This window comes from Hydrogenophaga taeniospiralis, assembly GCF_020510445.1.
Taxonomy (GTDB): domain Bacteria; phylum Pseudomonadota; class Gammaproteobacteria; order Burkholderiales; family Burkholderiaceae_C; genus Hydrogenophaga.
Map to the genome: position 1 here is coordinate 2,091,526 of NZ_JAHBAG010000001.1, position 23,824 is coordinate 2,115,349.

The 23,824-nt window shown below is 64.0% G+C and carries 26 protein-coding genes and 1 tRNA gene; 10 read left to right on the top strand and 17 right to left on the bottom strand.

What is annotated here, in order from left to right; genetic code table 11:
* The first annotated feature begins 34 nt into the window (after positions 1 to 34).
* The 3 genes from argJ to KIH07_RS10045 all read left to right on the top strand — a co-directional run bounded on the left by argJ (position 35) and on the right by KIH07_RS10045 (position 2,765).
* Positions 35 to 1,282: a bifunctional glutamate N-acetyltransferase/amino-acid acetyltransferase ArgJ gene (argJ, locus tag KIH07_RS10035; RefSeq protein WP_226491833.1), complete on the top strand. Its 1,248-nt coding sequence runs from the start codon at positions 35 to 37 to the stop codon at positions 1,280 to 1,282.
* An 80-nt stretch (positions 1,283 to 1,362) separates the two neighbouring features.
* Entirely contained in the window at positions 1,363 to 2,241 is an 879-nt protein-coding gene (locus tag KIH07_RS10040; RefSeq protein ID WP_226491834.1) for an ATP-binding protein, read from the top strand.
* 71 nt (positions 2,242 to 2,312) lie between these two features.
* On the top strand, positions 2,313 to 2,765 hold the full coding sequence (locus KIH07_RS10045) for an NUDIX domain-containing protein (protein ID WP_226494671.1): 453 nt from the start codon (positions 2,313 to 2,315) through the stop codon (positions 2,763 to 2,765).
* A 22-nt stretch (positions 2,766 to 2,787) separates the two neighbouring features.
* On the opposite strand, the gene KIH07_RS10050 is transcribed toward KIH07_RS10045, so the two are convergent.
* The 8 genes from KIH07_RS10050 to KIH07_RS10085 form a co-directional block, all read right to left on the bottom strand.
* Positions 2,788 to 2,991 carry a DNA gyrase inhibitor YacG gene (locus tag KIH07_RS10050; RefSeq protein ID WP_226491835.1) on the bottom strand — a complete coding sequence of 68 codons (204 nt, stop codon included), beginning with the start codon at positions 2,989 to 2,991 and terminating at the stop codon, positions 2,788 to 2,790.
* 8 nt (positions 2,992 to 2,999) lie between these two features.
* Positions 3,000 to 3,755 (bottom strand): cell division protein ZapD, encoded by a 756-nt coding sequence (gene zapD / locus KIH07_RS10055; protein WP_226491836.1) that lies wholly within the window; start codon positions 3,753 to 3,755, stop codon positions 3,000 to 3,002.
* A 43-nt stretch (positions 3,756 to 3,798) separates the two neighbouring features.
* The gene (gene coaE / locus KIH07_RS10060; RefSeq protein ID WP_226491837.1) at positions 3,799 to 4,404 is read right to left on the bottom strand and encodes a dephospho-CoA kinase; all 606 of its coding nucleotides are present in this window, start codon (positions 4,402 to 4,404) and stop codon (positions 3,799 to 3,801) included.
* Between the two features lie 7 nt (positions 4,405 to 4,411).
* On the bottom strand, positions 4,412 to 5,278 hold the full coding sequence (locus KIH07_RS10065; protein ID WP_226491838.1) for a prepilin peptidase: 867 nt from the start codon (positions 5,276 to 5,278) through the stop codon (positions 4,412 to 4,414).
* Entirely contained in the window at positions 5,278 to 6,495 is a 1,218-nt protein-coding gene (locus tag KIH07_RS10070) for a type II secretion system F family protein (protein WP_226491839.1), read from the bottom strand. The genes KIH07_RS10065 and KIH07_RS10070 overlap by 1 nt, the downstream gene beginning before the upstream one ends.
* Positions 6,496 to 6,527: 32 nt before the next feature.
* Positions 6,528 to 8,264, bottom strand: coding sequence for a type IV-A pilus assembly ATPase PilB (gene pilB, locus KIH07_RS10075; protein WP_226491840.1), 1,737 nt, complete (start codon positions 8,262 to 8,264; stop codon positions 6,528 to 6,530).
* A 167-nt stretch (positions 8,265 to 8,431) separates the two neighbouring features.
* Positions 8,432 to 8,508, bottom strand: a tRNA-Pro gene (locus KIH07_RS10080).
* A 53-nt stretch (positions 8,509 to 8,561) separates the two neighbouring features.
* A complete protein-coding gene (locus KIH07_RS10085) occupies positions 8,562 to 9,491 on the bottom strand; it encodes a polyprenyl synthetase family protein (protein ID WP_226491841.1) in 930 nt (309 codons plus the stop codon).
* A gap of 259 nt (positions 9,492 to 9,750) precedes the next feature.
* Between KIH07_RS10085 and rplU the strand changes: the two genes are divergently transcribed.
* From rplU to proB, 4 genes are all read left to right on the top strand, one after another.
* Complete coding sequence (gene rplU, locus KIH07_RS10090; RefSeq protein WP_068174372.1) at positions 9,751 to 10,062, top strand: 50S ribosomal protein L21; 312 nt, start codon at positions 9,751 to 9,753, stop codon at positions 10,060 to 10,062.
* A gap of 13 nt (positions 10,063 to 10,075) precedes the next feature.
* Entirely contained in the window at positions 10,076 to 10,333 is a 258-nt protein-coding gene (rpmA, locus tag KIH07_RS10095; RefSeq protein WP_068174371.1) for a 50S ribosomal protein L27, read from the top strand.
* Positions 10,334 to 10,456: 123 nt separating this feature from the next.
* The gene (cgtA, locus tag KIH07_RS10100) at positions 10,457 to 11,530 is read left to right on the top strand and encodes an Obg family GTPase CgtA (protein ID WP_226491842.1); all 1,074 of its coding nucleotides are present in this window, start codon (positions 10,457 to 10,459) and stop codon (positions 11,528 to 11,530) included.
* A 49-nt stretch (positions 11,531 to 11,579) separates the two neighbouring features.
* Positions 11,580 to 12,743: a glutamate 5-kinase gene (gene proB / locus KIH07_RS10105; protein WP_226491843.1), complete on the top strand. Its 1,164-nt coding sequence runs from the start codon at positions 11,580 to 11,582 to the stop codon at positions 12,741 to 12,743.
* Positions 12,744 to 12,760: 17 nt separating this feature from the next.
* Here the strand turns inward: proB and KIH07_RS10110 are convergent, their stop codons facing one another.
* Both KIH07_RS10110 and KIH07_RS10115 read right to left on the bottom strand, forming a co-directional pair.
* A complete protein-coding gene (locus KIH07_RS10110; protein WP_226491844.1) occupies positions 12,761 to 13,288 on the bottom strand; it encodes a CNP1-like family protein in 528 nt (175 codons plus the stop codon).
* Positions 13,285 to 13,929 carry an RNA pyrophosphohydrolase gene (locus tag KIH07_RS10115; protein ID WP_226491845.1) on the bottom strand — a complete coding sequence of 215 codons (645 nt, stop codon included), beginning with the start codon at positions 13,927 to 13,929 and terminating at the stop codon, positions 13,285 to 13,287. Before KIH07_RS10115 ends, KIH07_RS10110 begins: the two co-directional genes overlap by 4 nt.
* A gap of 187 nt (positions 13,930 to 14,116) precedes the next feature.
* Here KIH07_RS10115 and KIH07_RS10120 point away from each other — a divergent pair, with 187 nt between their 5' ends.
* Positions 14,117 to 15,862 carry a proline--tRNA ligase gene (locus KIH07_RS10120; RefSeq protein ID WP_226491846.1) on the top strand — a complete coding sequence of 582 codons (1,746 nt, stop codon included), beginning with the start codon at positions 14,117 to 14,119 and terminating at the stop codon, positions 15,860 to 15,862.
* A 19-nt stretch (positions 15,863 to 15,881) separates the two neighbouring features.
* Positions 15,882 to 16,559 carry a lytic transglycosylase domain-containing protein gene (locus KIH07_RS10125; RefSeq protein ID WP_413465729.1) on the top strand — a complete coding sequence of 226 codons (678 nt, stop codon included), beginning with the start codon at positions 15,882 to 15,884 and terminating at the stop codon, positions 16,557 to 16,559.
* Between the two features lie 27 nt (positions 16,560 to 16,586).
* Here KIH07_RS10125 and KIH07_RS10130 read toward each other — a convergent pair whose 3' ends face one another.
* The 5 genes from KIH07_RS10130 to hemA all read right to left on the bottom strand — a co-directional run bounded on the left by KIH07_RS10130 (position 16,587) and on the right by hemA (position 21,616).
* Positions 16,587 to 17,591: an AAA family ATPase gene (locus tag KIH07_RS10130; RefSeq protein WP_226491847.1), complete on the bottom strand. Its 1,005-nt coding sequence runs from the start codon at positions 17,589 to 17,591 to the stop codon at positions 16,587 to 16,589.
* A 198-nt stretch (positions 17,592 to 17,789) separates the two neighbouring features.
* On the bottom strand, positions 17,790 to 18,113 hold the full coding sequence (gene grxD / locus KIH07_RS10135) for a Grx4 family monothiol glutaredoxin (protein WP_226491848.1): 324 nt from the start codon (positions 18,111 to 18,113) through the stop codon (positions 17,790 to 17,792).
* Between the two features lie 51 nt (positions 18,114 to 18,164).
* Positions 18,165 to 18,998 carry a peptide chain release factor N(5)-glutamine methyltransferase gene (prmC, locus tag KIH07_RS10140; protein ID WP_226491849.1) on the bottom strand — a complete coding sequence of 278 codons (834 nt, stop codon included), beginning with the start codon at positions 18,996 to 18,998 and terminating at the stop codon, positions 18,165 to 18,167.
* 133 nt (positions 18,999 to 19,131) lie between these two features.
* Complete coding sequence (prfA, locus tag KIH07_RS10145; RefSeq protein WP_226491850.1) at positions 19,132 to 20,214, bottom strand: peptide chain release factor 1; 1,083 nt, start codon at positions 20,212 to 20,214, stop codon at positions 19,132 to 19,134.
* A 109-nt stretch (positions 20,215 to 20,323) separates the two neighbouring features.
* Positions 20,324 to 21,616: a glutamyl-tRNA reductase gene (hemA, locus tag KIH07_RS10150; protein ID WP_226491851.1), complete on the bottom strand. Its 1,293-nt coding sequence runs from the start codon at positions 21,614 to 21,616 to the stop codon at positions 20,324 to 20,326.
* A 48-nt stretch (positions 21,617 to 21,664) separates the two neighbouring features.
* On the opposite strand from hemA, the gene KIH07_RS10155 reads away from it, so the two are divergent.
* Entirely contained in the window at positions 21,665 to 21,931 is a 267-nt protein-coding gene (locus tag KIH07_RS10155; RefSeq protein ID WP_226491852.1) for a hypothetical protein, read from the top strand.
* A 31-nt stretch (positions 21,932 to 21,962) separates the two neighbouring features.
* On the opposite strand, the gene ugpQ is transcribed toward KIH07_RS10155, so the two are convergent.
* Both ugpQ and ugpC read right to left on the bottom strand, forming a co-directional pair.
* Entirely contained in the window at positions 21,963 to 22,784 is an 822-nt protein-coding gene (gene ugpQ / locus KIH07_RS10160; protein ID WP_226491853.1) for a glycerophosphodiester phosphodiesterase, read from the bottom strand.
* Positions 22,781 to 23,794, bottom strand: coding sequence for a sn-glycerol-3-phosphate ABC transporter ATP-binding protein UgpC (gene ugpC, locus KIH07_RS10165; RefSeq protein ID WP_226491854.1), 1,014 nt, complete (start codon positions 23,792 to 23,794; stop codon positions 22,781 to 22,783). Before ugpC ends, ugpQ begins: the two co-directional genes overlap by 4 nt.
* Positions 23,795 to 23,824: the final 30 nt, after the last annotated feature.

Sequence of the window (23,824 nt, forward strand, 5' to 3'; positions counted from 1 at the left end):
CGCCGCCGGGTGGTCGGACCATCCAAGGAGTCTCATGCCTGTTCTTCTCAATCCTCCCCAGGCCGGGGATCTGCTGGCCATCCCCGGTGTGCGCATCGGTGTCGCTCAGGCCGGCATCCGCAAAGCCAACCGCAAGGATCTGACGGTCTTCCTGCTCGATGAGGGCAGCGCCGTGGGTGCGGTGTTCACCCAGAATCGCTACGCCGCAGCGCCTGTGCAGGTGTGCCGTGAGCATCTGGGATCTGGCAGCGCGATCCGGGTCATGGTCATCAACACAGGCAACGCCAATGCCGGCACCGGCGAGTCTGGGCTCGCCCATGCCCGCCAGACTTGTTCCGCGCTAGCGCTGGCGCTGGGTGTGCAGCACGAGCAGGTGCTGCCGTTTTCGACCGGTGTGATCATGGAGCCGCTGCCGCTGGAGCGGCTGCTGTCCGGCCTGCCCGCGGCGCTTGAAAGCGCGGCACAGGCTGCCGTGACGGGCGGCGAGCAGTGGCTGTCGGCCGCGGAAGGCATCATGACCACCGACACTTTGCCCAAGGCGGTCAGTCGTCAGGCCACGGTGGGTGGGCGCACAGTCAGTGTCACCGGTATCGCCAAGGGGGCCGGCATGATCCGGCCCAACATGGCCACCATGCTCGGTTTCGTGGCCACGGATGCCTGCGTCGATCCCGGGCTCATGAATGCCCTGGCACGCCGTCTGGCCGATGTGTCGTTCAACCGTGTGACCGTGGATGGCGACACTTCCACCAACGATTCGTTCGTGGTCGTGGCCACCGGTCAGGCGGGCAACGCCGCCGTGACCGATCTGGACGGCCCGGACGGGCTGGCCTTGCTGGCAGCACTCACGCCGGTGGCGCAGCATCTGGCACATGCCATCGTCCGTGATGGCGAGGGGGCCACCAAGTTCATCACGGTGCAGGTCGAAGGGGGAGGCACGGCGGCGGAGTGTCTGCAGGTGGCCTACGCGGTGGCGCATTCACCCCTGGTGAAGACGGCTTTCTTCGCCAGCGATCCGAACCTGGGGCGCATCCTCGCCGCTGTGGGCTACGCTGGCATTGCCGACCTGGATGCGACAAAGATCGAGCTGCATTTGGGCGATGTGCACGTGGTCACCGCTGGTGGCCGCCATCCGGCCTATCGCGAGGAAGATGGCCAACGCGTGATGAAGGAAGCCGAGATACTGGTGCGCATCGGGTTGGGTCGTGGAACCGCCACCGAAACGGTCTGGACCTGTGATTTCAGCCACGACTACGTGACGATCAACGCCGACTACCGGTCATGAGGGCGCATGTCTTCCGCAAGCGGGCCGTTGCATACCCAAGGCTGTGGCTTTCCTGGCTGGGCTGAGTTGCGGGACCTGACATGAATCCGAATTTCGAACGTTTGCTGGAGCGGGCGGAGCAACTGATCTCGCGCATCGAGTCCGTGTTGCCGCAGCCGTTGGGGGCCCCTGACTGGTCGGCTTCGGTCGCGTTTCGCTACCGCAAACGCAGCAGCGGCCATGGGGTGCTGGAGCCGGTGCGCCATGTGGGTGCGATGCGTCTGGCCGATCTGCAGGAGATCGATGGTCAGAAGGACAAGATCCGGCGCAACACCGATCAATTCGTGCAGGGGCGGCCGGCCAACAACGTGCTGCTGACCGGCGCGCGTGGCACCGGCAAGTCGTCACTGGTCAAGGCCTGTCTTCACGAGTTCGCTGCGCAAGGGCTGCGATTGATCGAGGTGGACAAAGCCGATCTGGTGGATTTGCCCGATATCGTGGACGTGGTGGCGGAGCGTCCCGAACGCTTCATCGTGTTCTGCGACGATCTGAGCTTCGAGGACGGTGAGCCGGGCTACAAGGCCCTGAAATCCATCCTGGACGGTTCGGTGTCGGCCGCCGGCCCGAATGTGCTGATTTACGCCACCAGCAACCGGCGCCATCTGCTGCCGGAGTACATGAAGGAAAACCTCAGCTACACCCACACCACCGATGGCGAAGTGCATCCTGGCGAGGTGGTGGAGGAGAAGATTTCGTTGTCCGAGCGCTTTGGCTTGTGGGTGAGTTTTTATCCTTTCAGCCAAGACGAGTATCTGGTTATCGTGGCTCAGTGGTTGTCGTCCTTTGGCGTGCCTGCGGACGAAATCGAAGCGGCCCGTCCGCTGGCCCTGGTCTGGGCCTTGGAGCGGGGATCGCGCAGTGGCCGGGTGGCCTACCAGTTCGCGCGTGACTACGCAGGGACACATGCGGCGCGAGGCTGACATGTTGGCCCTTGTGGCGCCAATGGACCACCATTGCCTTCCTGGCAAGGGGTTGGTTCGGGGCAATTGCCATGGGTGATGGGGTTCTGGTGGTCGATGCCGACCGCCAGCGCAGCGATCCCGAGGGCCGGCTGGTGGTGGAGGTGGCGGTGGGGATCTTGATCAGCCCGACCGGTGAATTTCTGCTGACGTCCAGGCCCGAAGGCAAGGTCTATGCGGGCTATTGGGAGTTTCCGGGAGGCAAGCTCGAAGCCGGCGAGAATGTGGAGCAGGCCCTGCGGCGCGAGTTGCAGGAAGAAATCGGGGTGACGATAGGCATCGTGCACGCCTGGAGGGAATCGCTCGTGGACTATCCGCATGCTTTGGTGCGGTTGCATTTCTGCAAGGTGTTCGACTGGACAGGCACACTGCACATGCATGAGGGGCAGCAGTTCAGCTGGGAGCGTCTGCCGGTTCGCTGTCGTCCGGTGCTGGCCGGAACGGTGCCGGTTCTCGAATGGCTGGCCGCCGAACAGGCCGTTTGAGCACGGTCCCGCAAAAAATCTTTCAGCTCTGTTCGAAATCCGGATCGGTGTTGGGCAACTGCTCAGGCAGTTTGAAGCGTTCGCTGGCCCAGGCGCCCAAATCCATGTTCCTGCAGCGTTCACAACAGAACGGGCGGAACCGGTTGCTCGGACCGTACACGCTGGGTCCTCCACAGCCAGGGCAACGCACGGTCTTGATCGGGGCCTCGTGGGCCGTGTTCACCATGGGCCGCCTCAAGCGCAGAGGGTCAGTTCGAAGGCGGCATCTTCCTGCGCCGGGTGCAGTCGGTCGTCATCCCCTTGGCGCATCAGCCGCACTGAAAGCATCAAACGGTTGCCGCTGATTTCGGGTATCAAACCCTGCGAGGGATCGATGCGCAAACGCAGCAATTGGAAGCTGCGACCTTGCGGCAGGTTCTGCTGGAACTGACCAGCCGGCGCCACCACTTTTTGCGGTGATCCAGAGTCTCTGAGCATCTTCAGGAGCAGCACAATGGATTCGGCCAACGGTGCCAGCGGCTCGGACCAGCGCTGTAGATCGGCTTGGCGCTGTTCCGTGCCGTGGTGCTGCCAGTCGAAGTAGGCCGGCAAATCGAACTCACAGGTCCCCCCGGGGATGCCGATGCGACTGCGGATGCTCATGAGCCAGTCGTTCTCGGTCAGAGACTGGCCCGTTTTGCCTGCGAGCTGGTTGAGCCGGGTGAAGCAACCGTCCAGCTGGGCAATGACACCGTCCAGCACCTGCTCCGCAATTGCCGGGTTGCCCCGGTAGCTGTTGAGCTGCTGTTTCTGCCGCTCGATGTCCTTGAGCACGTCGGACTTCATGTCGGCGCGTGAGGCGACGTCCATGATTTCGAAAATGGTCTGGATGGCGTAGTGATGATCCAGCGCGTGGCTGCGTGGTACCAACTCGGCCAGGCGGCGGAACAACTGCTCCAGCCGCAGGTAGGTTCGTATGCGTTCGTTGAGAGGGTATTCGTACAGGATCACAGCGGCGGAGCTTCGCAGGGAAAGGCGTCGGGCGGGGCTTTCATCATAGCCCGAACTCATCGGCGAGCAGACCAACCAGACGCCGCAAGGGTTCGATCTGGTAACCATCGTTGAAGATCACCATATCGGCGGCCAGCAGTCGCTGTGCGCGCGGACACTGGCTGCGCAAGACGGCTTCTATGGTGTCGCGGTCCCAGCCATTGCGTTCGGTCACGCGGCGGATTTGCGTTTCCTCTGAACAGTCCACCACCAGCACACGGTCTAGCTGCTGGCGCCACTCCGCCGATTCGACCAGCAGCGGCACGTCAAATACCAGGCATGGTGAGCTGGATGCGGCCGCCAGTCGCCGGATTTCGGCTCGCACCAAGGGGTGGACGATGGCCTCAAGGGCTTGTCTGGCCTCGGGATGGGTGAACACATGGTCGCGCATGCGTGGGCGATCCAGTGCCCCATCCGGGGTGATGAAATCCTGACCGAAAGTCTGAGCGATGGCGGGGATGGCCGAGCCATTTTCAAGCGTGCAGGCACGGGAAATGGCATCGGCATCGATCACGGAGGCTCCCCGGTCCTTCAGCAAGTGGGCCACGGTGCTCTTGCCGCTGCCGATGCCTCCCGTGAGTCCCAGGCGCAGGATGGTGCGCGCGGTCATGGCTCGGTCAGAGGCCGATGAAGGACACGATGGCCGACGGACCAAAGATCATTGAAGTCAGGCCCGCCACTGCCAGGAAGGGACCGAAAGGGACATAGCCACCTTCACGCAATTGGCCCAGGAGTTTGATGGTTATGCCAACCGCAGCACCAACGACAGACGCCATGAGAATGACCGGGATCAGCGCTTGCCAGCCAAACCAGGCGCCAAAGGCTGCGAACAGTTTGAAGTCGCCATAGCCCATGCCTTCTTTGCCGGTCACCAGCTTGAAGGCCCAGTACACCAGCCACAGCGAGAGATAACCAGCGACTGCGCCCCAGAGGGCATCGGGCAGGGCGGTGTCGGTCAGACGCAGGCCTGCCGCGCACAGGCCCGCCCAGAGCAGGGGCAGGGTGATGTCATCGGGCAGCAGGGTGGTGTCCCAATCGATACAGGCGAGTGCGAGGACGGCAGCCGAAAAGCCGCACCAGGCCAGGGCCTCCGCGGTCAGGCCCCAATTCCAGCCGCACCATGCAAACAATGCCGCGCCGACCAGCTCCACCATCGGATACCGCAGGCTGATAGGGGCCGCACAGCTTCGGCATTTGCCCCGCAATGCCAGGTAGCTGAGCACCGGGATGTTCTCAAACCAGCGGATCGTGTGACCGCAGTGCGGGCAACGGGAGCGCGGAACAAGCAGGTTGAATGGCTCGGGGTCAGCGCTCTGGGCCTGCTGCACCGGGTCCGCAGATGAGGGATGCAGCTCCGCGCATTCGGCCGTCCAACGCAGCTCCATCATCTTGGGCAGACGGTGGATGACCACATTGAGAAAACTGCCCACCAACAAACCCAGCACACCCAGAAGCGCTGCGTCCAGCACGCCCGCATCCGGCATCAAACCACCTGGCCCAGCTTGAAGATGGGCAAGTACATGGAAACCACGATGCCACCAATGATGGTGCCCAGAATCACGATGATGATGGGCTCCATCAGGCTGGACAGACCGGCCACCATGTCATCCACTTCCGCTTCGTAAAAGTCGGCAGCCTTGCCCAGCATGTGGTCAATGGAGCCCGACTCTTCGCCAATGGCGCACATCTGCAGCACCATGGACGGGAAGAGGTTGGCATTGGTCATGGCGTTGGTCAGGCTGGTGCCGGTTGAAACTTCCTGCTGGATTCTCTCGGTTGCAATGGCATAGACCGAGTTGCCGGAAGCTCCTCCCACCGAGTCCAAGGCTTCGACCAGAGGCACGCCCGCCGCGAACATCGTTGCGAGCGTGCGGGTCCAGCGGGCAATGACCGCTTTCTCCACCAGCGCGCCAAAGATCGGCATCTTTAGCATGAGGCGGTCCATGAACATCTGGACCTTTTCATTGCGGCGCCACGCCTGCATGAAAAAGTAGAAACCGCCACCGAGGCCGCCAAAAATCAGCCACCAGTACTCGGTGAAGAACTCGCTCATGGCGATCACAAACAAGGTGGGCCCGGGCAAGTCGGCACCGAAAGAGGTGAACACTTGCTTGAACGAGGGAATCACGAAAATCATGATCACCGCCACCACGACAAAGGCCACGATGATCACCGAGATGGGGTACATCAACGCCGACTTGATCTTGGACTTGATGGCCTCGGTCTTCTCCATGTAGACCGCGAGACGGTCGAGCAACTCTTCCAGAATACCGGCCGCTTCACCCGCTTCCACGAGGTTGCAATAGAGACTGTCGAAGTAAAGCGGGTTCTTGCGGAAGGCCGCGCTGAGCGACGTGCCCGTTTCCACGTCGCTGCGGATGTCGTTGAGCAGCTTGGTCACGCTGGGGTTGGGGTTGCCGCGACCGACAATGTCGAAGGCCTGCAGCAGGGGTACACCGGCCTTCATCATGGTGGCCAGCTGGCGCGTGAAAATCGCGATGTCCTTGGGTTTGATTCTCTTGCCGGAAGACGTGCGCCGCTTTTTCACCTTGCCTGGCACGATCCCCTGCCGGCGCAGCGCCGCCAACACCTGGTTCTCGCCGGCCGCCCGGGTCTCGCCCCGAACCGTCTTGCCATTGCGGTCCTTGCCTTCCCACTCGAAGACGAAGTCCTTGATACCTTTGGATGCAGCAGTTGCCATGGTGTTTTCGGATTCCTGTGTCTAGCGTGAACTCATTCGTTGGTAACGCTCAGAACTTCTTCCAGCGAGGTCATGCCTTGTCTGACCTTAAGCAGTCCCGATTCGCGCAGGGTGCGCACACCTTCGGCGCTGGCCTGCTTGGCAATGTCCAGCGCGCTTCCGCCCCGCAAAATGATGCGCTGGATTTCTTCGGAAATTGGCATGACCTGATAGATACCGACGCGCCCCTTGTAGCCGTTGTTGCATGCTGAGCAACCCACCGGTTTGTAGGGCGTCCAGGTGCCGTCCAAGTCTTCGCTTTTGAACCCGGCATCCATCAGAGCCTTGCGAGGAACGTCCAACGGTGCCTTGCAGGTGGCGCACAACCTGCGCGCCAGACGTTGTGCCGTGATCAGGATCACGCTGGAAGCGATGTTGAACGTGGGAATGCCCATGTTCATCATCCGCGTGAGCGTGGTCGGCGCATCGTTGGTGTGGAGGGTCGAGAGCACCATGTGGCCCGTCTGAGCCGCCTTGATGGAGATATCAGCGGTCTCCAGATCGCGAATCTCACCAACCATGATCACGTCGGGATCCTGGCGCAGGAATGCCTTGAGGGCCGCCGCAAAGGTCAGCCCTGCTTTTTCGTTGACGTTGACCTGATTGACGCCCGGCAGGTTGATTTCGGAGGGGTCCTCGGCCGTCGAGATATTGATGCCCGGTTTGTTGAGTATGTTCAGGCAGGTGTAAAGCGACACCGTCTTGCCCGAGCCGGTGGGTCCGGTCACGAGCACCATGCCGTAGGGCCGGCTGATGGCGTTCATCAACCGCGCCTTCTCCTCCGGTTCATAGCCCAGCGCGTCGATGCCTACCTTGGCGCTGCTCGGGTCCAGAATACGGATCACGATCTTCTCGCCGAACAGCGTCGGCAATGTGCTGACCCGAAAATCGATCACCCGATCAGGCCCCACCTTGAGCTTCATGCGCCCGTCCTGGGGCACCCGCTTTTCGGAGATGTCCATGCGGGAGATCACCTTGATACGGGAAGCCAGCTTGTCCTTGATCGCAATCGGAGGGGAGGCAATCTCCCGCAACTCACCATCGACACGAAAACGTACCCGGTAGTTGTGTTCGTACGGCTCGAAATGCAGATCGGAGGCGCGCATGTTGAACGCGTCGAGCAGCATTTTGTGCAGAAACTTGACGACTGGCGCGTCGTCGACTTCTGAAGCCTTGTCGTTTGCGTCGGCCACCACCGTATCGGTGACCATGTCGTCGAACTCGAAATCGCTGCCTCCGATGATGTTGTCCATCGCTTCGTTGGCGGTGGTGGTCTGGACTTCCACCAGTTTGCTGAGCTTGTCGTACTCTGCGATCACCCAGTCCACACCCATCTGGGTCGCGAACTTGATCTTTTCGGCCGCTTGCTGGTCTGCAGGGTCGGCCGTGGCCACCATCAGGCGGTTGTTCCGCTTGCTCAGGACGACGATACGGTAGTCAGCGCAGATTCGCGCATCCAGCAAACCTTTGGGCAATCGCTCGACGTCAATGGCATCCATATCCAGCAGCGGGGCGGCGAAAGCCGTGGACATGGTGTGGGCCAAGTCCGCTGCGGAAACCGAGCCTGAGCCGATCAGTTCTGCGATAAAACTGCTACGGCTGCTCTGCGCTTTCTTGTACAGGTCTTCGGCGGCCTTCTGCCCCAATTTTCCCGCCGACACCAGCGCACGACCAAGGCCGGGCAGGGCCATGGAAGGGGTCTCTTGGATCACCGTGTCGACAGATGCCATAAACCTGTAATCTAACGTAAATCAACGACTTGGCCGCCACTATTCAGGCAACTTGTGTCGAAAATGCGCATCCGCGCGCATTTGGCGTTGTATGGAGGTTGCGGAACGGTAGGGCCATGCCCTCTTTGGGGCGCCCACGGCCCGCAGTTTCGCGAAATGGGAAAATCTGGTCGGGGTGAGAGGATTCGAACCTCCGGCCTCTACGTCCCGAACGTAGCGCTCTACCAGGCTAAGCTACACCCCGATGGGCCTTGGTGGCCAATCTTTTTGGAGGCCGTGAAGGTCTCCAAGAACTCTTTAGGAGCGTCGCTCCAGCAGTCCAGCCGCCAATTGTAGCAAAGCCTCGGTGTAGGCATTGGCGGGAAGCTGACGGGCTGCATCAATGGCCCTTTGCGCCTCGGTCATGGCGCTGTTGCGGGCCGATGTGAGAGCCCCGGTTCGCACAATGATGGAGAGGATGTCGTCCAGATGGGTGAGATCTCCATGCTGAATGGCCTGTTGAATCAAGGCGCGTTCTGCTTCCGGGGCGGTGCGCAGCGCGCAGATGATCGGCAGGGTGACCTTGCCTTCACGCAGGTCGTCCCCCAGATTCTTGCCCAGTTCGCCGGCGCTGCCTTCATAGTCCAACACGTCGTCGATCACCTGAAAGGCTGTGCCCAGCGCTTGGCCGTAGGTAGCACAGATGGCCTCAATGTGCGGGTCGGAGCCCATCAATATGGGGGCCAGTCGGGCGCTGGCCTCGAACAGCTTGGCGGTTTTTGAGCGGATCACACGTAGGTAGGCGGCTTCGTCCAGCGAGGTGTCGTGCATGTTCATGAGTTGCAGCACCTCGCCTTCCGCGATCACATTGGTGGCGTCGGACAGCACCTGCATCACCCGCATGTCGTTGACATCCACCATCATCTGAAAGGCGCGTGAATACAAAAAGTCGCCCACCAGCACGCTGGCGGCGTTTCCGAACCGTTCATTGGCCGTCTCCCGGCCGCGGCGCAAGGTCGACTCGTCCACCACATCGTCGTGCAGCAGGGTGGCGGTGTGGATGAATTCAACAACCGCCGCCAAGGCGTGGCGGTGTGGGCTCTGACTGCCCAATGCGCCGCTGACCAGCAGGAGCAGCGCAGGGCGCAGACGTTTGCCGCCCGCTGAAATGATGTATTGGGCCACTTCGCGGACCAGAGGAACCTCGGTGGTCAGTCGTTCGCCGATCACCTGATCGACCCGTTGCATGTCTGGATGGATCAAATCCAGAGGGGAGGATGTGGGGTGTGAGGTGGAGGTCAAGATGCGAGCGGTCTGAGGAGGGGTGTCTGGGGCGCAGGCCGCGATTATAGAAAGCCGGTGTGGGCGGCTCAGGGTGCGCGCACTCCATGAAGCCGGCGGCGGACTGCTGCGACTTGATGCGGTATTCTGGTCGTGCTAAAATTAGAGGTTCAGCGGAATTTGGTCTGCTGAATATCCATTCGTGGATTTTTTACAAGAGGTTCATATGTACGCGGTCATAAAAACCGGTGGCAAACAGTATCGTGTTGCTGCTGGCGAAAAAATTAAAGTAGAACAGATTGCTGCGGATGTGGGCCAAGAGATCGTGTTTGACCAGGTTCTGGCTGTCGGCAACGGCACCGAAATCAAGGTTGGCACTCCCTTGGTTTCCGGCGCAACGGTCACGGTCACGGTGTTGGCGCATGGCAGGCACGACAAGGTCAGCATCTTCAAGATGCGCCGTCGCAAGCACTACCAGAAGCGTCAAGGTCACCGTCAGAATTTCACCGAACTGCAGATTTCGTCGATCGCAGCCTGAGGAGTAAGTCAACATGGCACAGAAAAAAGGCGGCGGCTCTACGCGAAACGGGCGCGATTCCAAGCCCAAGATGCTCGGCGTGAAAGCGTTCGGTGGTGAGCTGGTCAGCGCAGGCTCGATCATCGTTCGTCAGCGGGGCACGAAGTTTCACCCCGGGGTGAACGTGGGTCTGGGCAAGGACCACACCCTGTTTGCCACGGCTGACGGGCATGTCACTTTCGCCGTCAAAGGCGAACTGAACCGCCACGTGGTGAGCATCACGCCCGTCTGAGACGGGGCGCTGTGCCGCTGCCGGATTCCTTGAATCGGCGCAGCAACGCACGGGTGATGTCTTGATTGCAAAAGGCCCGCCTATGCGGGCCTTTTGTGTTGGTTTTTCCTGAGAATACATGTCATGAAATTTGTAGACGAAGCCACGATCGAAGTCGCTGCGGGCGATGGTGGCAATGGCTGCGCCTCGTTCAGGCATGAGAAATACAAAGAATTTGGCGGCCCCGATGGTGGAGACGGTGGCCGTGGCGGCCACGTGTACGCGGTGGCGGATGCCAGCCTGAATACTTTGGTGGACTTTCGCTACACGCGGCGTTTCGAGGCTCATCGTGGCGAGCATGGCAAAGGCTCAGACATGTTCGGTGTCAAGGGCGACGACATCGTGTTGAAGATGCCCGTGGGCACTATCATCGCGGATGCCGAAACCGGCGAGGTGCTGCACGAGCTGCTGCAGCCTGGCGAGCAGATCACCATCGCCAAGGGTGGCGATGGCGGCTTCGGCAACATGCACTACAAGAGCTCGACCAACCGCGCGCCGCGTCAGAAGACGCCTGGCTGGGCGGGGGAAAAGCGCACGCTCAAGCTGGAGCTGAAGGTGTTGGCCGATGTGGGCCTGCTGGGCATGCCCAACGCGGGCAAGTCCACGCTGATCGCCGCCATTTCCAATGCCCGACCGAAGATTGCCGACTACCCATTCACCACGCTGTATCCCAATCTTGGCGTGGTGCGGGTCGCGCCTGAGAAGAGTTTTGTGGTGGCCGATGTGCCGGGGTTGATCGAAGGTGCTTCGGAGGGCGCGGGGCTGGGGCACCAGTTTCTGCGTCACCTGCAGCGCACCCGGTTGCTGCTGCATATGCTCGATGTGGCGCCGTTCGACGAAGGTGTGGACCCCGTGGTGCAAGCCAAGGCCATCGTGGCGGAGCTCAAGAAGTTTGACCAGAAGCTGTACGACAAGCCGCGCTGGCTGGTGCTCAACAAGCTGGATATGGTGAGCGCCGATGAGCGCGAAACCCGTGTCAAGGACATCGTCAAGCGACTGAAGTACAAAGGGCCGGTGTTCGAGATATCTGCCCTGACCCGCGAAGGCTGTGAGCGGCTGGTGCAGTCGGTCTACGAATACCTGTCCAAGGAATTCCAGTCGCATCAGCAACCGGTGGATGTGGACCCGCGTTTCGTGGACGACCCGCGCGGCGTCTGATGACCGCTGCGCGCAGGGCAGAAACCCTCTGTACAAGACAAACAATCCCATGGGCGATGTGGTGACGAATCCAAATGGCGTGGTGGACCAGGCCGGCGTGCTAAAGACCGCGCGCCGCATTGTGGTCAAGGTCGGGTCGAGCCTGGTGACCAACGAAGGCCGGGGCCTGGACGAAGAGGCGATTGGACAATGGTGTGAGCAGCTTGCTGCGCTGGTCCAGCAGGGGCGCGAGCTGATCATGGTCAGCAGCGGTGCGGTGGCCGAGGGCATGAAACGCCTGGGCTGGACGGTGCGGCCCAAGGAAATCAATGAGCTGCAGGCGGCGGCGGCTGTGGGGCAGATGGGTCTGGTGCAGATGTACGAGACCAAGTTGCGCGGGTGTGGTGTGGGCAGTGCGCAGGTGTTGCTCACCCATGCCGACCTGGCCGACCGCGAGCGCTACCTCAATGCCCGCTCGACCCTGCTCACGCTGTTGCAGTTGGGCGTGGTGCCGGTGATCAACGAAAACGATACGGTCGTCAACGACGAAATCAAGTTTGGCGACAACGACACGCTGGGCGCGCTGGTGGCCAATCTGGTGGAAGCCGATGTGCTGGTGATCCTGACCGATCAGCGGGGGCTGTACACGGCCGATCCGCGTCGTGATCCGAGCGCGACGTTTGTGCACGTCGCGCGTGCGGGAGATGCCCAGCTCGAAGCCATGGCCGGCGGCGCGGGCTCGGGCATCGGCAAGGGCGGCATGATCACCAAGATTCTGGCGGCCAAACGGGCGGCGGGTTCGGGCGCCTCCACCGTCATTGCCTGGGGGCGTGAGCCTCAGGTCCTGCAGCGCCTGTGCGAGGGTGAAGCCATTGGCACCTGCCTGCTGGCTCAGACACCGAAGAACCAGGCAAGAAAGCGCTGGATGGCCGACCACCTGCAACTGCGGGGGGCCGTCACGGTCGACGCGGGTGCGGCAGGCAAGATCATGGGGGAAGGCAAGAGCCTGCTGCCGATCGGCATGACCGCCGTGGAGGGCGAGTTTTCGCGCGGGGATGTGATCGCTGTGCGTGATCCGGCCGGGGCAGAAATTGCCCGCGGGCTGGCCAACTACGCAAGTTCAGAGGCACGGCTCCTGTGCCGCAAATCCTCCAGCGACTTCGAGCGCCTGCTCGGCTATGTCGCCGAACCGGAAATGATCCACCGCGACAACCTGGTGCTGGCACGCGGTTGAGCGCGCGCCGTTGTATCTCAACGTTCAGGCGCGCTGCCGCGCTTCAAGGTTCGAAGGATGTTGGATGCATCACCGTTGGGGGTGGGGCCGTCGCACACCGCCGCGCGCGCCAGGCTCATCGCGTGACGGGTCGAACCGGAGGATGACAGGGGGCGCCACTCGGCGGCTTCGTCAATGTTCCAGGCCGAACGGTTGTCCCAGCGCGCGTAGGTGATCAACTCGGCCGTCTGGCACCGGATGCCTTCGTACAGGACGTTGAGCGCACCGCTGGCGCTGCGGGCCACCAGCACATACCGCACCACGCCCTGGTTGTCCACGACGAGGGTGGCCGGATCGATGCCATAGACCAAAGCCGAGCCGGGTGAGGCCTCAAAGGTCTGCAGGCGTTGCACATTGAACGATGGTGGGGTCGCCGTCAGGGCCTGCGGAGCTTCTGCGAACGGCTTTTGTGCCATGGCCGGGCAGGCCAAGGCGGCAAACGCCATGCAACAGGCGCGAACGATGCCCAGCGCGCCGCGGCGCGCTGGTTTGGGTAGCGGATTCATTTGTGTGTGACGCCCTGTGGGCGCATGTCGGTCTGTGGGTCGGGGTCGAAGCATGCGCCGGGGGGCAACTCCAGCCCAGCGGGTACGCCGGTACAAGGCATCGACGCAGACATTTCTTCGATCGTGCGGTGGCGCACGCCCCCCCGCAGATAGCGGTTGCGGTTGTCGTTCTTGGGCAGGTAGCGGGCCAGTTCGGTCAGCGCCATCTCGTACACGCCCCGCTTGAACTCCACCACCACGTCCAGCGGCACCCAGTAGTCATGCCAGCGCCAGGCGTCAAACTCGGGATGGCTGGTGGCGCGCAGGTTCAGATGCCAGTCCTGTGCCACCAGGCGCAACAGGTACCAGATCTGCTTCTGGCCTTTGTAATGACCGCGCGCGTCGCGGCGAATGAAACGGTCCGGCACCTCGTAGCGCAACCAGTCCCGTGTCCGGGCAACGATGCACACGTGTTCGGGCTGAAGGCCCACTTCCTCGTGCAGCTCGCGGTACATCGCCTGTTCGGGCGTTTCGCCCCGGTCGATGCCACCTTGCGGAAACTGCCAGGAGTGCGAGCGAATCCGCTTGCCCCAAAACACCTGGTTTCTCTGGTTGAGCAGAATGATGCCGACATTGGGCCTGAAGCCTTCTCTGTCAAGCATAATCAACCCCAATTTTTTGAACTGTCTGGATTATGCATCGCCCTCTGCGGCTTGCGAAGTGATTGCCCACCTGTTGACGCGCAGGGAGGGGTAAATCCCGATGTCGGGGCACAACCTGGCATCGACCGGACGTTCAGCCGATTCCCCTTTTTTGATCCGACCCATCCTGCCTCAGGCAGCCGTTTCCATGAAAGCCTCCCAGTTTTTCATCTCCACCCTCAAGGAAGCCCCGGCCGATGCCGAGGTGGTCAGCCACCAACTCATGACGCGTGCCGGCATGATCAAGAAACTGGGCGCCGGCATCTACAGCTACATGCCCATGGGGTTGCGGGTGATCCAGAAAGTGGAGGCCATCGTGCGCGAGGAGATGAGTCGCGCCGGCGCGGTCGAACTCACCATGCCGGTGGTGCAGCCGGCCGAACTCTGGCAGGAAACCGGGCGCTTCGAGAAGATGGGGCCCGAGTTGCTGCGCATCAAGGACCGGCACGACCGCGACTTCGTGGTGCAGCCCACCAGCGAAGAGGTGGTGACCGACATCGCTCGCCAGGAGTTGCGCAGCTACAAGCAGCTGCCGAAGAATTTTTACCAGATCCAGACCAAGTTCCGCGACGAGCGCCGTCCACGGTTTGGCTTGATGCGCGGGCGCGAGTTCATCATGAAAGACGCCTACAGCTTCGACCGCGACGAGGCCGCCGCCAAGGCCAGCTACCAGGTCATGGCCGCCGCTTACCGCCGCATCTTTGACCGTTTCGGCTTGCGCTACCGCGCCGTGGCGGCCGACAGCGGCGCCATCGGTGGCGACCTGAGCGAAGAGTTCCAGGTGATCGCCGCCACCGGGGAGGACGCCATCGTCTACTGCCCGGGCAGCGCCTACGCGGCCAACATGGAAAAGGCCGAAGCACTGGCGCCCGCGGGCCCGCGCCCGGCGGCGGCCAACGCCATGGCCAAGACGCCCACGCCGGGCAAGAGCACCTGCGCCGGCGTGGCCGAACTGCTGGGTGTGCCGCTGGCCACGACCGTGAAGTCGCTCGTGCTGGCCACCGACTCGCTCAACGAGGCGGGCGAGATCTTGAAGAGCCAGGTGTGGCTGCTGCTGCTGCGCGGCGACCACGACATGAACGAGGTCAAGGTGAGCAAGGTGCCCGGGTTGGGCGCCGGTTTCCGCTTTGCCACGGTGTCCGAGATCGACGCCCACTTCGGCTGCAAGCCGGGCTACCTGGGGCCCATCGGCTTGAAGCTGCCGGTGAAGCTGGTGGTGGACCGCGAGGTGGCGGTGATGGCCGACTGGATCTGCGGTGCCAACGAGCCCGATTTCCACATGACGGGCGTGAATTGGGGGCGTGACCTGCCCGAGCCCGATCAGGTGGCCGACCTGCGCAATGTGGTTGAAGGCGATGCCTCGCCCGACGGACAGGGTGCGTTGGCGATTGAACGTGGCATCGAGGTGGGCCATGTGTTCTACCTTGGCAGCAAATACAGCCAGGCCATGAACGCCACCTTCCTTGGCGAAGACGGCAAACCCGCGCATTTCGAAATGGGCTGCTACGGCATCGGCATCACGCGACTGCCGGCCGCCGCCATTGAACAGAACCACGACGAGCGCGGCATCATCTGGCCCGACGCGATTGCGCCGTTCACGGTGGTGATCTGCCCCATCGGCATGGACCGCAGTCCCGAGGTGAAGGCCGCCGCCGAACAGCTGCACGAACAACTGGTGGCCGCCGGCGTGGACGTGCTGCTGGATGATCGCGGCGAGCGTCCGGGCGCCATGTTTGCCGACTGGGAACTCATTGGTGTGCCGCACCGCGTGACGATTGGCGACCGTGGCATCAAGGAAGGCCAGGTCGAGTACCAGCACCGCCGCGATGCCGCGGCGACCAAGGTGGCCGTGGCCGAGATTCTGGGGTTCCTGAAGGGCCGGATCGGCACATGACCGTGGGGAGATGCGTCCGGTGAACAGGTTCGACCACGGTACCTTGCGACGCCGCGACTGGTTGACCAGCGCCGGCGCGCTGGGGCTGGGCAGCCTGGGTCTGGTGGTGGCACCGGGCAGTGCATGGGCCGGTCGCCAGGCGGAAGAGCCTCTGGCCGACTCCGTGCGTTCGGTGCTCAGTGCCGCCATCGCCAGCAGTGCGCCGCCGGTGCCCGAGTTTGCCGACACCGAAAAGCGCCTGGCCCACCTGCGCTGGCTTGGTGTCATGAGCGAGCGCTTGAAGAAGCGCAAACCGGACTTCCAGACCCGCATCGAGTTCCTGCAGACCGTCTGGTACGAAACGCGCCGCGCCGGGCTGGACACCACCCTGGTGCTCGGCCTGATCCAGGTCGAGAGCGCGTTCCGCAAATTCGCCATTTCCCGTGTGGGCGCGCGGGGCTACATGCAGATCATGCCGTTCTGGGCGCGGCTGATCGGCGATGGGGATGCCTCACGCCTGTTCAATATGCAGACCAACCTGCGTTTTGGCTGTGTGATCCTGCGTCACTACCTGGACCGCGAACGCGGGGACACCTATATGGCGCTGGGGCGCTACAACGGTAGCCGGGGGCGGCCCGAATACCCCAATGCGGTGTACGCTGCGGCCCGCAACTGGATCCTCCCGGAGCTTGCGCCAGGCCCGCTCCCGAAAGTGTGAAAAACCGTTCGCACTGCGCAAACGGGTCTACTGCAGAAACCCGATGCGCGCCTTTCCAGCACCCGCTCTGGGGAGGTCGTCCGCCTCAACGCGGTAGCGGTCGTCCAGCCGGGCATTGCCGAACGCCGTGACGAGGGCCCGGCGCATTTCGCGCGGGGCCAGGGTCGCCAGCGCGTCCAGCACATCGTCGGCGGGTTCGGGCTCGAAGCGCTGGCCCCAGTCGTGTTCGCCACGGATCGACTGGTACAGGTGGTGAGCGATCCGGCGGGCCGCCTCGGGTGAGGGCGCCGCAATCTCGAACACGTTCATGCGGTTGAGGATGGGTTCGGGAATCGCGCGCTCGTCGTTGGCGGTGGTGATCCAGATCACCTGGCTGGCGTCGATCGGCACGTCGGCGAACTCGTCCACGAAGTTCTGCGCGGTGTCGTGCTCCAGCAGGCTGTAGAGCGCGCCCAGCGGGTCGTACTGCGCGTCGGCGCTGGCCTTGTCGATTTCGTCGACCACGATCACCGGGTTGGCGTACTGGCCGTCCACCAGCGCCTCGAACACCTTGCCGGGTTTGGCGCCCTTCCACTGCGACGAGGAGCCCGAGAGCAGCCAGCCGGCCGTCATCGAGCTCATCGGGACCAGGCTCATGCTCGTGCCCAGCAGGTCGGCGATCTGTTTGGCGAAATGAGTTTTGCCCACGCCGGGCGGGCCGAGCAGCAGGATGGGGGTGACTTCCAGGCTGTCGCGGCTGTCCTGGCTGAGCGCGACGTGGCGCTTCACGTCGTCGAGCACCTCACCAAAATTGGGCAGCAGGTCGTACAGCGGAGCCATGTCGGGCACGCCCGAGGGTTTGACGGCGAAGCGCTGCGGGCCGCGCTCGAGCATGCGCTGGTAGGTGTTGCGCAAGGTTTCGTACTCGCGTTCGTTGCCGCTGGCCTGCAGGTGGGCCAGCTTGCGCTCGACCTCGTCGGCGCTGAACACGCTGCGCATCCGGGCGATGGGCAGTCCGAGGGAGGGTGAAGCGACCAGGCTGCGTGAGCTCATGCGGTTCTCCTTGTGGGGGTTCGGCGGCGTTTTCATTCAAGCACAAGACGTGCCCGACCTCAATGCCGAAAAGCCCGGCAAAAAGCCCGCAGTTGCGCGCAACGGCTGGGGGTGTGCGAAAAGACGCACCGGCACGGGGCCATGTGCCGGAAAAGACAAAGCCGCCCGCAGGCGGCTCGGGTTGGAACGAGGGAGGCTTCAGGCCTGGCCGTTGATGGTCTGCTGCAGCTCACCCGACTCGTACATCTCCATCATGATGTCGGAGCCGCCGATGAACTCACCTTTGACGTACAGCTGCGGGATGGTGGGCCAGTTGCTGTATTCCTTGATGCCCTGGCGGATCTCGTCGTCGTCGAGCACATTGACGGTTTTCACCGTTTTGGGGTCGACACCGCAGGCCTTGAGGATCTGGATCGCGCGGCCTGAGAAGCCGCACATGGGGAAGCTCGCGTTGCCCTTCATGAACAGCACGATGTCGTTGGACTTGACCAGTTGGTCGATACGGGTCTGGGCGTCGCTCATGGCAAATACTCCTGATCGGGACGGGTCGTTGCGACCCGGAAACAGCGCCGATTATCGCTGCTGTGGCCAGCGGGCGCCGCTGCAGCGCTCAATGCCCGCAAGGTCGGTGCGACTGACCGCGGCCTCAAAGCCCTGCTGATCGAGCAGGCCGCGCACGGCTTGCGCCTGGTCGTGGCCGTGTTCCAGCAGCAGCCAGCCCCCCGGGCGTAGGGCGTGGTGGGCGTGCGCGATGATGGTGCGCATGTCGTCGAGTCCGTCGGCACCGGCGGTCAGGGCGCTGAGGGGTTCGTGCCGCAGCGCGGGCAGGTGCGGGTCGCCCTCGGCGATGTAGGGCGGGTTGCTCGTGATCACGTCGAAGCGTTGCCCAGGCACCGCTGCCAGCCACGAGCCCTGGTGAAAGTCCACCGCCAGCCCCAGGCGTTCGGCGTTGGCACGGGCCACGGCCAGGGCGTCGGCGCTGGCGTCGGTGGCGGTCACGGCCACGTCGGGCCGCTGAGCTTTCACCGCCAGCGCGATGGCGCCGCTGCCGGTGCCGAGATCCAGAAAGCGGGCCTGGACGGGCGGTGGCGCCAACGTGTCCAGCGCCCACTGCACCAGGGTTTCGGTGTCGGGCCTGGGGACGAGCACGCGCGGGTCCACCTGCAGATGGAGACCGAAAAACGCCTTGGCACCCGCCAGGTAGGCCACCGGTTCGCCGGCCAGGCGCCGGTGCACCAGGTCGGCGTATCGCGTGGCGGCTTCGGCGGGCAGGGGGTCGGTGTCGTGCGCCAGCAGCCAGGCGCGGTGATTCAGGTCACGGTCCAGCGCCAGCAGCAGCAGCATCTGGGCGTCCAGCCGGTCCAGGCCGGCGGCCGCAGCCCGTCGAAGGGCGTCGGTCAACGTCATTTCAATCGTCGCCGAAAAGCGCCCATGGTGCTGGAATGAGGAAGCGCCCTCCAGGGCACCCGTGGAACCGGCTTCGCCGGGCCACAGGGTGCGTCCTCCCTGTGGGGGGAAGACGCGAAGCGGCGCAGGGGGGTCATGCCTTCCCTTCCAGCTCGGCCAGCAGCTCGGTGCCGCGCGCGACCTGCAGGGCATGGATCACGTCGCCCAGGTCGCCCTCCATCACCTGCAGCAGTTTGTAGAGCGTGAGGTTGATGCGGTGGTCGGTGAGGCGACCCTGCGGGAAGTTGTAGGTGCGGATGCGGTCGCTGCGGTCGCCCGTGCCCACCAGGCCTTTGCGCGTGGCGGCTTCCTTGGCGGCGCGTTCGCTGCGGTCCTTTTCCTGCAGCCGCGCGGTCAGCACCTGCAGGGCCTTGGCCTTGTTGCTGTGCTGGCTGCGGCCGTCCTGGCATTCGGCGGTGATGCCGGTGGGCAGGTGGGTGACGCGCACGGCCGAGTCGGTCTTGTTGATGTGCTGTCCGCCCGCACCGCTGGCGCGGTAGGTGTCGATGCGCAGCTCGCTGGGGTTGAGCTTGACGGCCTCGGTCTCGTCGGGTTCGGGCATCACGGCCACGGTGGCGGCGCTGGTGTGGATGCGTCCCTGCGTTTCGGTGACCGGCACGCGTTGCACGCGGTGGCCACCCGACTCGAAGCGCAGCTGCCCGTAGACACCGTGGCCGGCGATACGCAGCACCACTTCCTTGTAGCCCCCCAGTTCGCTGGGCGACTCGCTCACGATCTCGGTTTTCCAGCCCTGGGTATCGGCGTAGCGGGTGTACAGGCGCGCCAGATCGCCCGCGAACAGGGCCGACTCGTCGCCACCGGTGCCAGCGCGGATTTCGACAAAGGCGTTGCGTTCGTCGTCCGGGTCTTTGGGCACCAGCAACTGCTGCAGCTCGGCGTTGAGTTGTTCCAGTTCGACCTTGGCGCCGGCGATTTCTTCCTGGGCCATCTCGGCCATCTCGGGGTCGCGCAGCAGATCCTCGGCCGAGGCGCGGTCGGCCTCACGCTGCAGGTAGTGGTTGAACACCGCCACGATGGCGCCCACCTCGGCGTGTTCACGGCTCAGGGCGCGAAAGCGCTCCATGTTGTCCACCACGTCGGGTGCGGCCAGCAGCGCGTCGAGCTCGTGCAGTCGGGCGCGCTGTCGCATCAGGGTGTCGCGGACAAAAGGTTTCATGCGTGGAGGAGAGCAGGGGGAACGGAGCGGGTTGCCGGCGCGGACAGCGGAAAGGGTGGGTGCCAGCGGCTGGCAGGGGCGCGCGACCGCGGCGGGCGGGCCAGCGGCCCTAGGAATCCCGGGTGGGTTTCGGCGCTTCCTCGCGCAGGAACAGGCGCGAGACGGTCTGCGCGGTGGCTGCGCGCGTGTGGGCGTCGCCCGATCGCAACTCGGCCAGGGTGCCGTGCAGCATCTTTTGCGTCAGGCCACGTGAGAGGGCTTCGAGCACGGCTTCCACCGGTTCTCCCCGGGCCAGAAGCTTGCGCGCGCGCGCCATCTCGGCGCTGCGCCATTGATCGGCCTGGGCGTGGATCTGCTGGATCAGGGGCACCATGCCGCCAGCGGGGTCACGCTGCTCCATCCAGTGCATGAAACTCAACACACCCGCGTCGATGATGGCCTCGGCCTGGGCCACGGCCGCCTGGCGGTTGTCCTTGCCGGTCTGCACCACAGCGGCGAGATCGTCCACCGTGTAGAGGTAGACGTCGTCCAGGGCCTTGACTTCGATTTCGATGTCGCGCGGCACGGCCAGATCGACCATGAACATGGGGCGGTGCTTGCGCTTTTTGAGCGCCCGCTCGACCGCGCCCAGACCGATGATGGGCAGGGTGCTGGCGGTGCAACTGATGACGGCATCGAACTCGTGCAGGCGCTCGGGCACCTCGGCCAGGCGCATCACCTCGGCACCGAAGCGGCTCGCGAGTTTTTCGCCGCGCTCCAGCGTGCGGTTGGCGATGGACATGCTGCGCGGGGTCTTGGCGGCGAAGTGGGTGGCCGCCAGTTCGATCATTTCCCCGGCGCCGACGAACAGCACGCGGATGTCCTTGATGTCCTCGAACAGCTGGGAGGCCAGCCGCACGGCGGCGGCGGTCATGCTGATGGAGTGCGCACCGATCTCGGTGGAGGTGCGCACCTGCTTGGCGACCGCGAACGAGCGCTGGAACAGCTGGTGCAGCGTGGTGCCCAGGGCGCCGGCGTCGTTGGCGGCGCGCACCGCGTCTTTCATCTGACCCAGGATCTGGGGCTCGCCCAGCACCATGCTGTCGAGCCCACTGGCCACGCGAAACGCGTGGCGCGCCGCCTGGTCTTCGCGCAGCACGTAGGCGTGGTCGCGCAGCACCTCGGTGCTCACGCCGCCGGTGTGCGCCAGCCACTCCAGGGTGGGTTCCACCGCGGCCTGATCGCCCGCGCCGTACAGCTCGGTGCGGTTGCAGGTGGAGAGCAGGGTGGCTTCGGGTTGGCGCGCCAGGCTCTGGCGGTAGCCGTGCAGCGCGGGCTGGATCTGGTCGAGTGCGAACGCAAAGCGGCCCCGCAAATCGAGCGGAGCCGTGTGGTGGTTGATGCCGAGCGTCCAGACAGACATGGTCCGATTATAAAATTGATCCCTTATTGACGGCCCATTGGACATTTCATGACATTTCTCGCTCTGCTGGGGCACATTGCCGGCCTGCTGGCGCCGGCCTTTGCCGTGGCCGTGATGCTCTGGATCTTGATGCTCAGGCGAGGTGCGCGCACTTCGGGCTGGGGTGCCCGGGCGGGTCTGTGGGCGCTGATGGGGGTGGGTGCGCTGGTGCTGCTGGCCGGGCTGTTGTACTTTGGCCGCGACGGCAAGATGGCCACCTACACCGCGCTGGTGCTGGCGCAAGGCTCCATGGCCTGGTGGCTGCGCCGCCGCTGAGCCTGTGGCTGCGTTGCGGCGGTCCGGGGGCTCAGGCCGCGGGTGAAAACAGATCGACCCGGTCGGTGATGATGCCGTCGATCCCCAGCGCCAGCAGTCGCTGAACCGAAGCTTTGTCGTTGACCGTGTAGGCCAGGGTGCGCAGGCCCTCGCGGCGCGCCTGGGCCACGCTGGTGGCATCCCACAGATCCTGGTCGCAGACGATGGCTTCGCAGCGCAGTGCGAGCGCGGCCTCCAGCCACCCGCTCCACAGCGTTTCCAGCAACAGACCCCGTGGCAACTCGGGTGCGGCCTCCAGGGCCGCCTTGAGCGATTCGGGCTGGAACGAGGTGAGCAGCGGTGGCACCGCGCCAGGCGCGGGCGCAGCGGTGGCGCCATCGCCCACAGGCCGGCCCCAGAGCCGCGCCGCAGCCTGGGCCACGGCGCGGCCGGTGTCGAACTCCAGGCCGGTGGTGGGCTTGATCTCGATGTTCAGCAAGGCGTGGTTGGCTTGGCAAAAGTGCGCCACCGCTTCGAGCGTTGCCAGTGGCTCGCCCGCGAACTGGCGCGAATGCCAGCTGCCGGCGTCGAGCTGGCTGAGGGCGGCCCAGGGCAACTCGCCACCGATGCCGTGGCCGTTGGTGGTGCGGTCCAGCGTGTCGTCGTGCAGCAGGAACACCACGCCGTCGGCGCTGAGCTTGGCATCGCATTCGAACATGCGGTAGCCGTGGGAGGCACCGAGGCGAAAGGCGGCGAGCGTGTTTTCGGGGGCGTGTTTGCCCGCGCCACGGTGGGCGATCCAGCGCGGGTAGGGCCAGGGCGACCGGGCCGTGGGGCGGCTCGCGTCGGGGGGCGGTGTGTGGGGTGTCGTCATGCCCCGGATTGTCGCTGGCCGGTCTGTGCGTCGAACCAGTGCATGCGGTCTTCGCGCGGCCGGGCGTGGATGGTGCTGCCGATGGCCGGCGCACCCTGGTCTTCGTGGGCGCGGATGATGAGCATTTCGTCGCCCAGGCGCGCGTGCACCAGGCGTTCGGCCCCCAGCAGTTCCACCGTTTCCACCTGGAGCGCCCAACCGCTGTCGCCGATGTCGATGTGTTCGGGGCGGATGCCCAGCAGGCTGCCGGGTCGCCCGCCCGGCGCGTGCTGAAGCAGGTTCATGGGCGGGGACCCGATGAAACTGGCCACGAAGGTGGTGGCCGGGCGTGTGTAGACCTCTTCGGGGGTCCCGAACTGTTCCATCTTGCCGGCGTTCATCACGATCATGCGCTGCGCCAGCGTCATGGCCTCCACCTGGTCGTGTGTGACGAACAGCGAGGTGATGCCGAGTTCCCGGTGCAGTTTCTGGATCTCCAGCCGGGTCTGGGCGCGCAGCTTGGCGTCCAGGTTGGACAGCGGTTCGTCGAACAGGAACACCTGAGGCTGGCGCACGATGGCACGGCCCATGGCTACGCGCTGGCGCTGCCCACCCGAGAGCTCGCGCGGCTTGCGCGTCAGCAGATGGCCCAGCTCCAGGATGCCGGCGGCCTTGTCCACGCGCTGCTTGATCTCGGCGATCGGCACCTTCTTGATCTTCAGGCCATAGGCCATGTTGTCGAACACCGTCATGTGCGGGTAGAGCGCGTAGTTCTGGAACACCATGGCGATGTCGCGCTCGGCCGGCTCCAGCGTGTTGACCACGCGCTCGCCAATGCGGATGTCGCCGCCGCTGATCTCTTCCAGACCGGCCACCATGCGCAGCAGCGTGGATTTGCCGCAGCCCGAAGGGCCGACGATGACGATGAACTCGCGGTCCGCGATCTCGGCGTTCACGCCGTGAATCACTTGCAACTCGGTCTTGCCGGTGCGGTAGCGTTTGACCACGTCGCGCAGGGAAATGGATGCCATGGGAATCTCTGTTGTTGTTCGTTGAAGCGG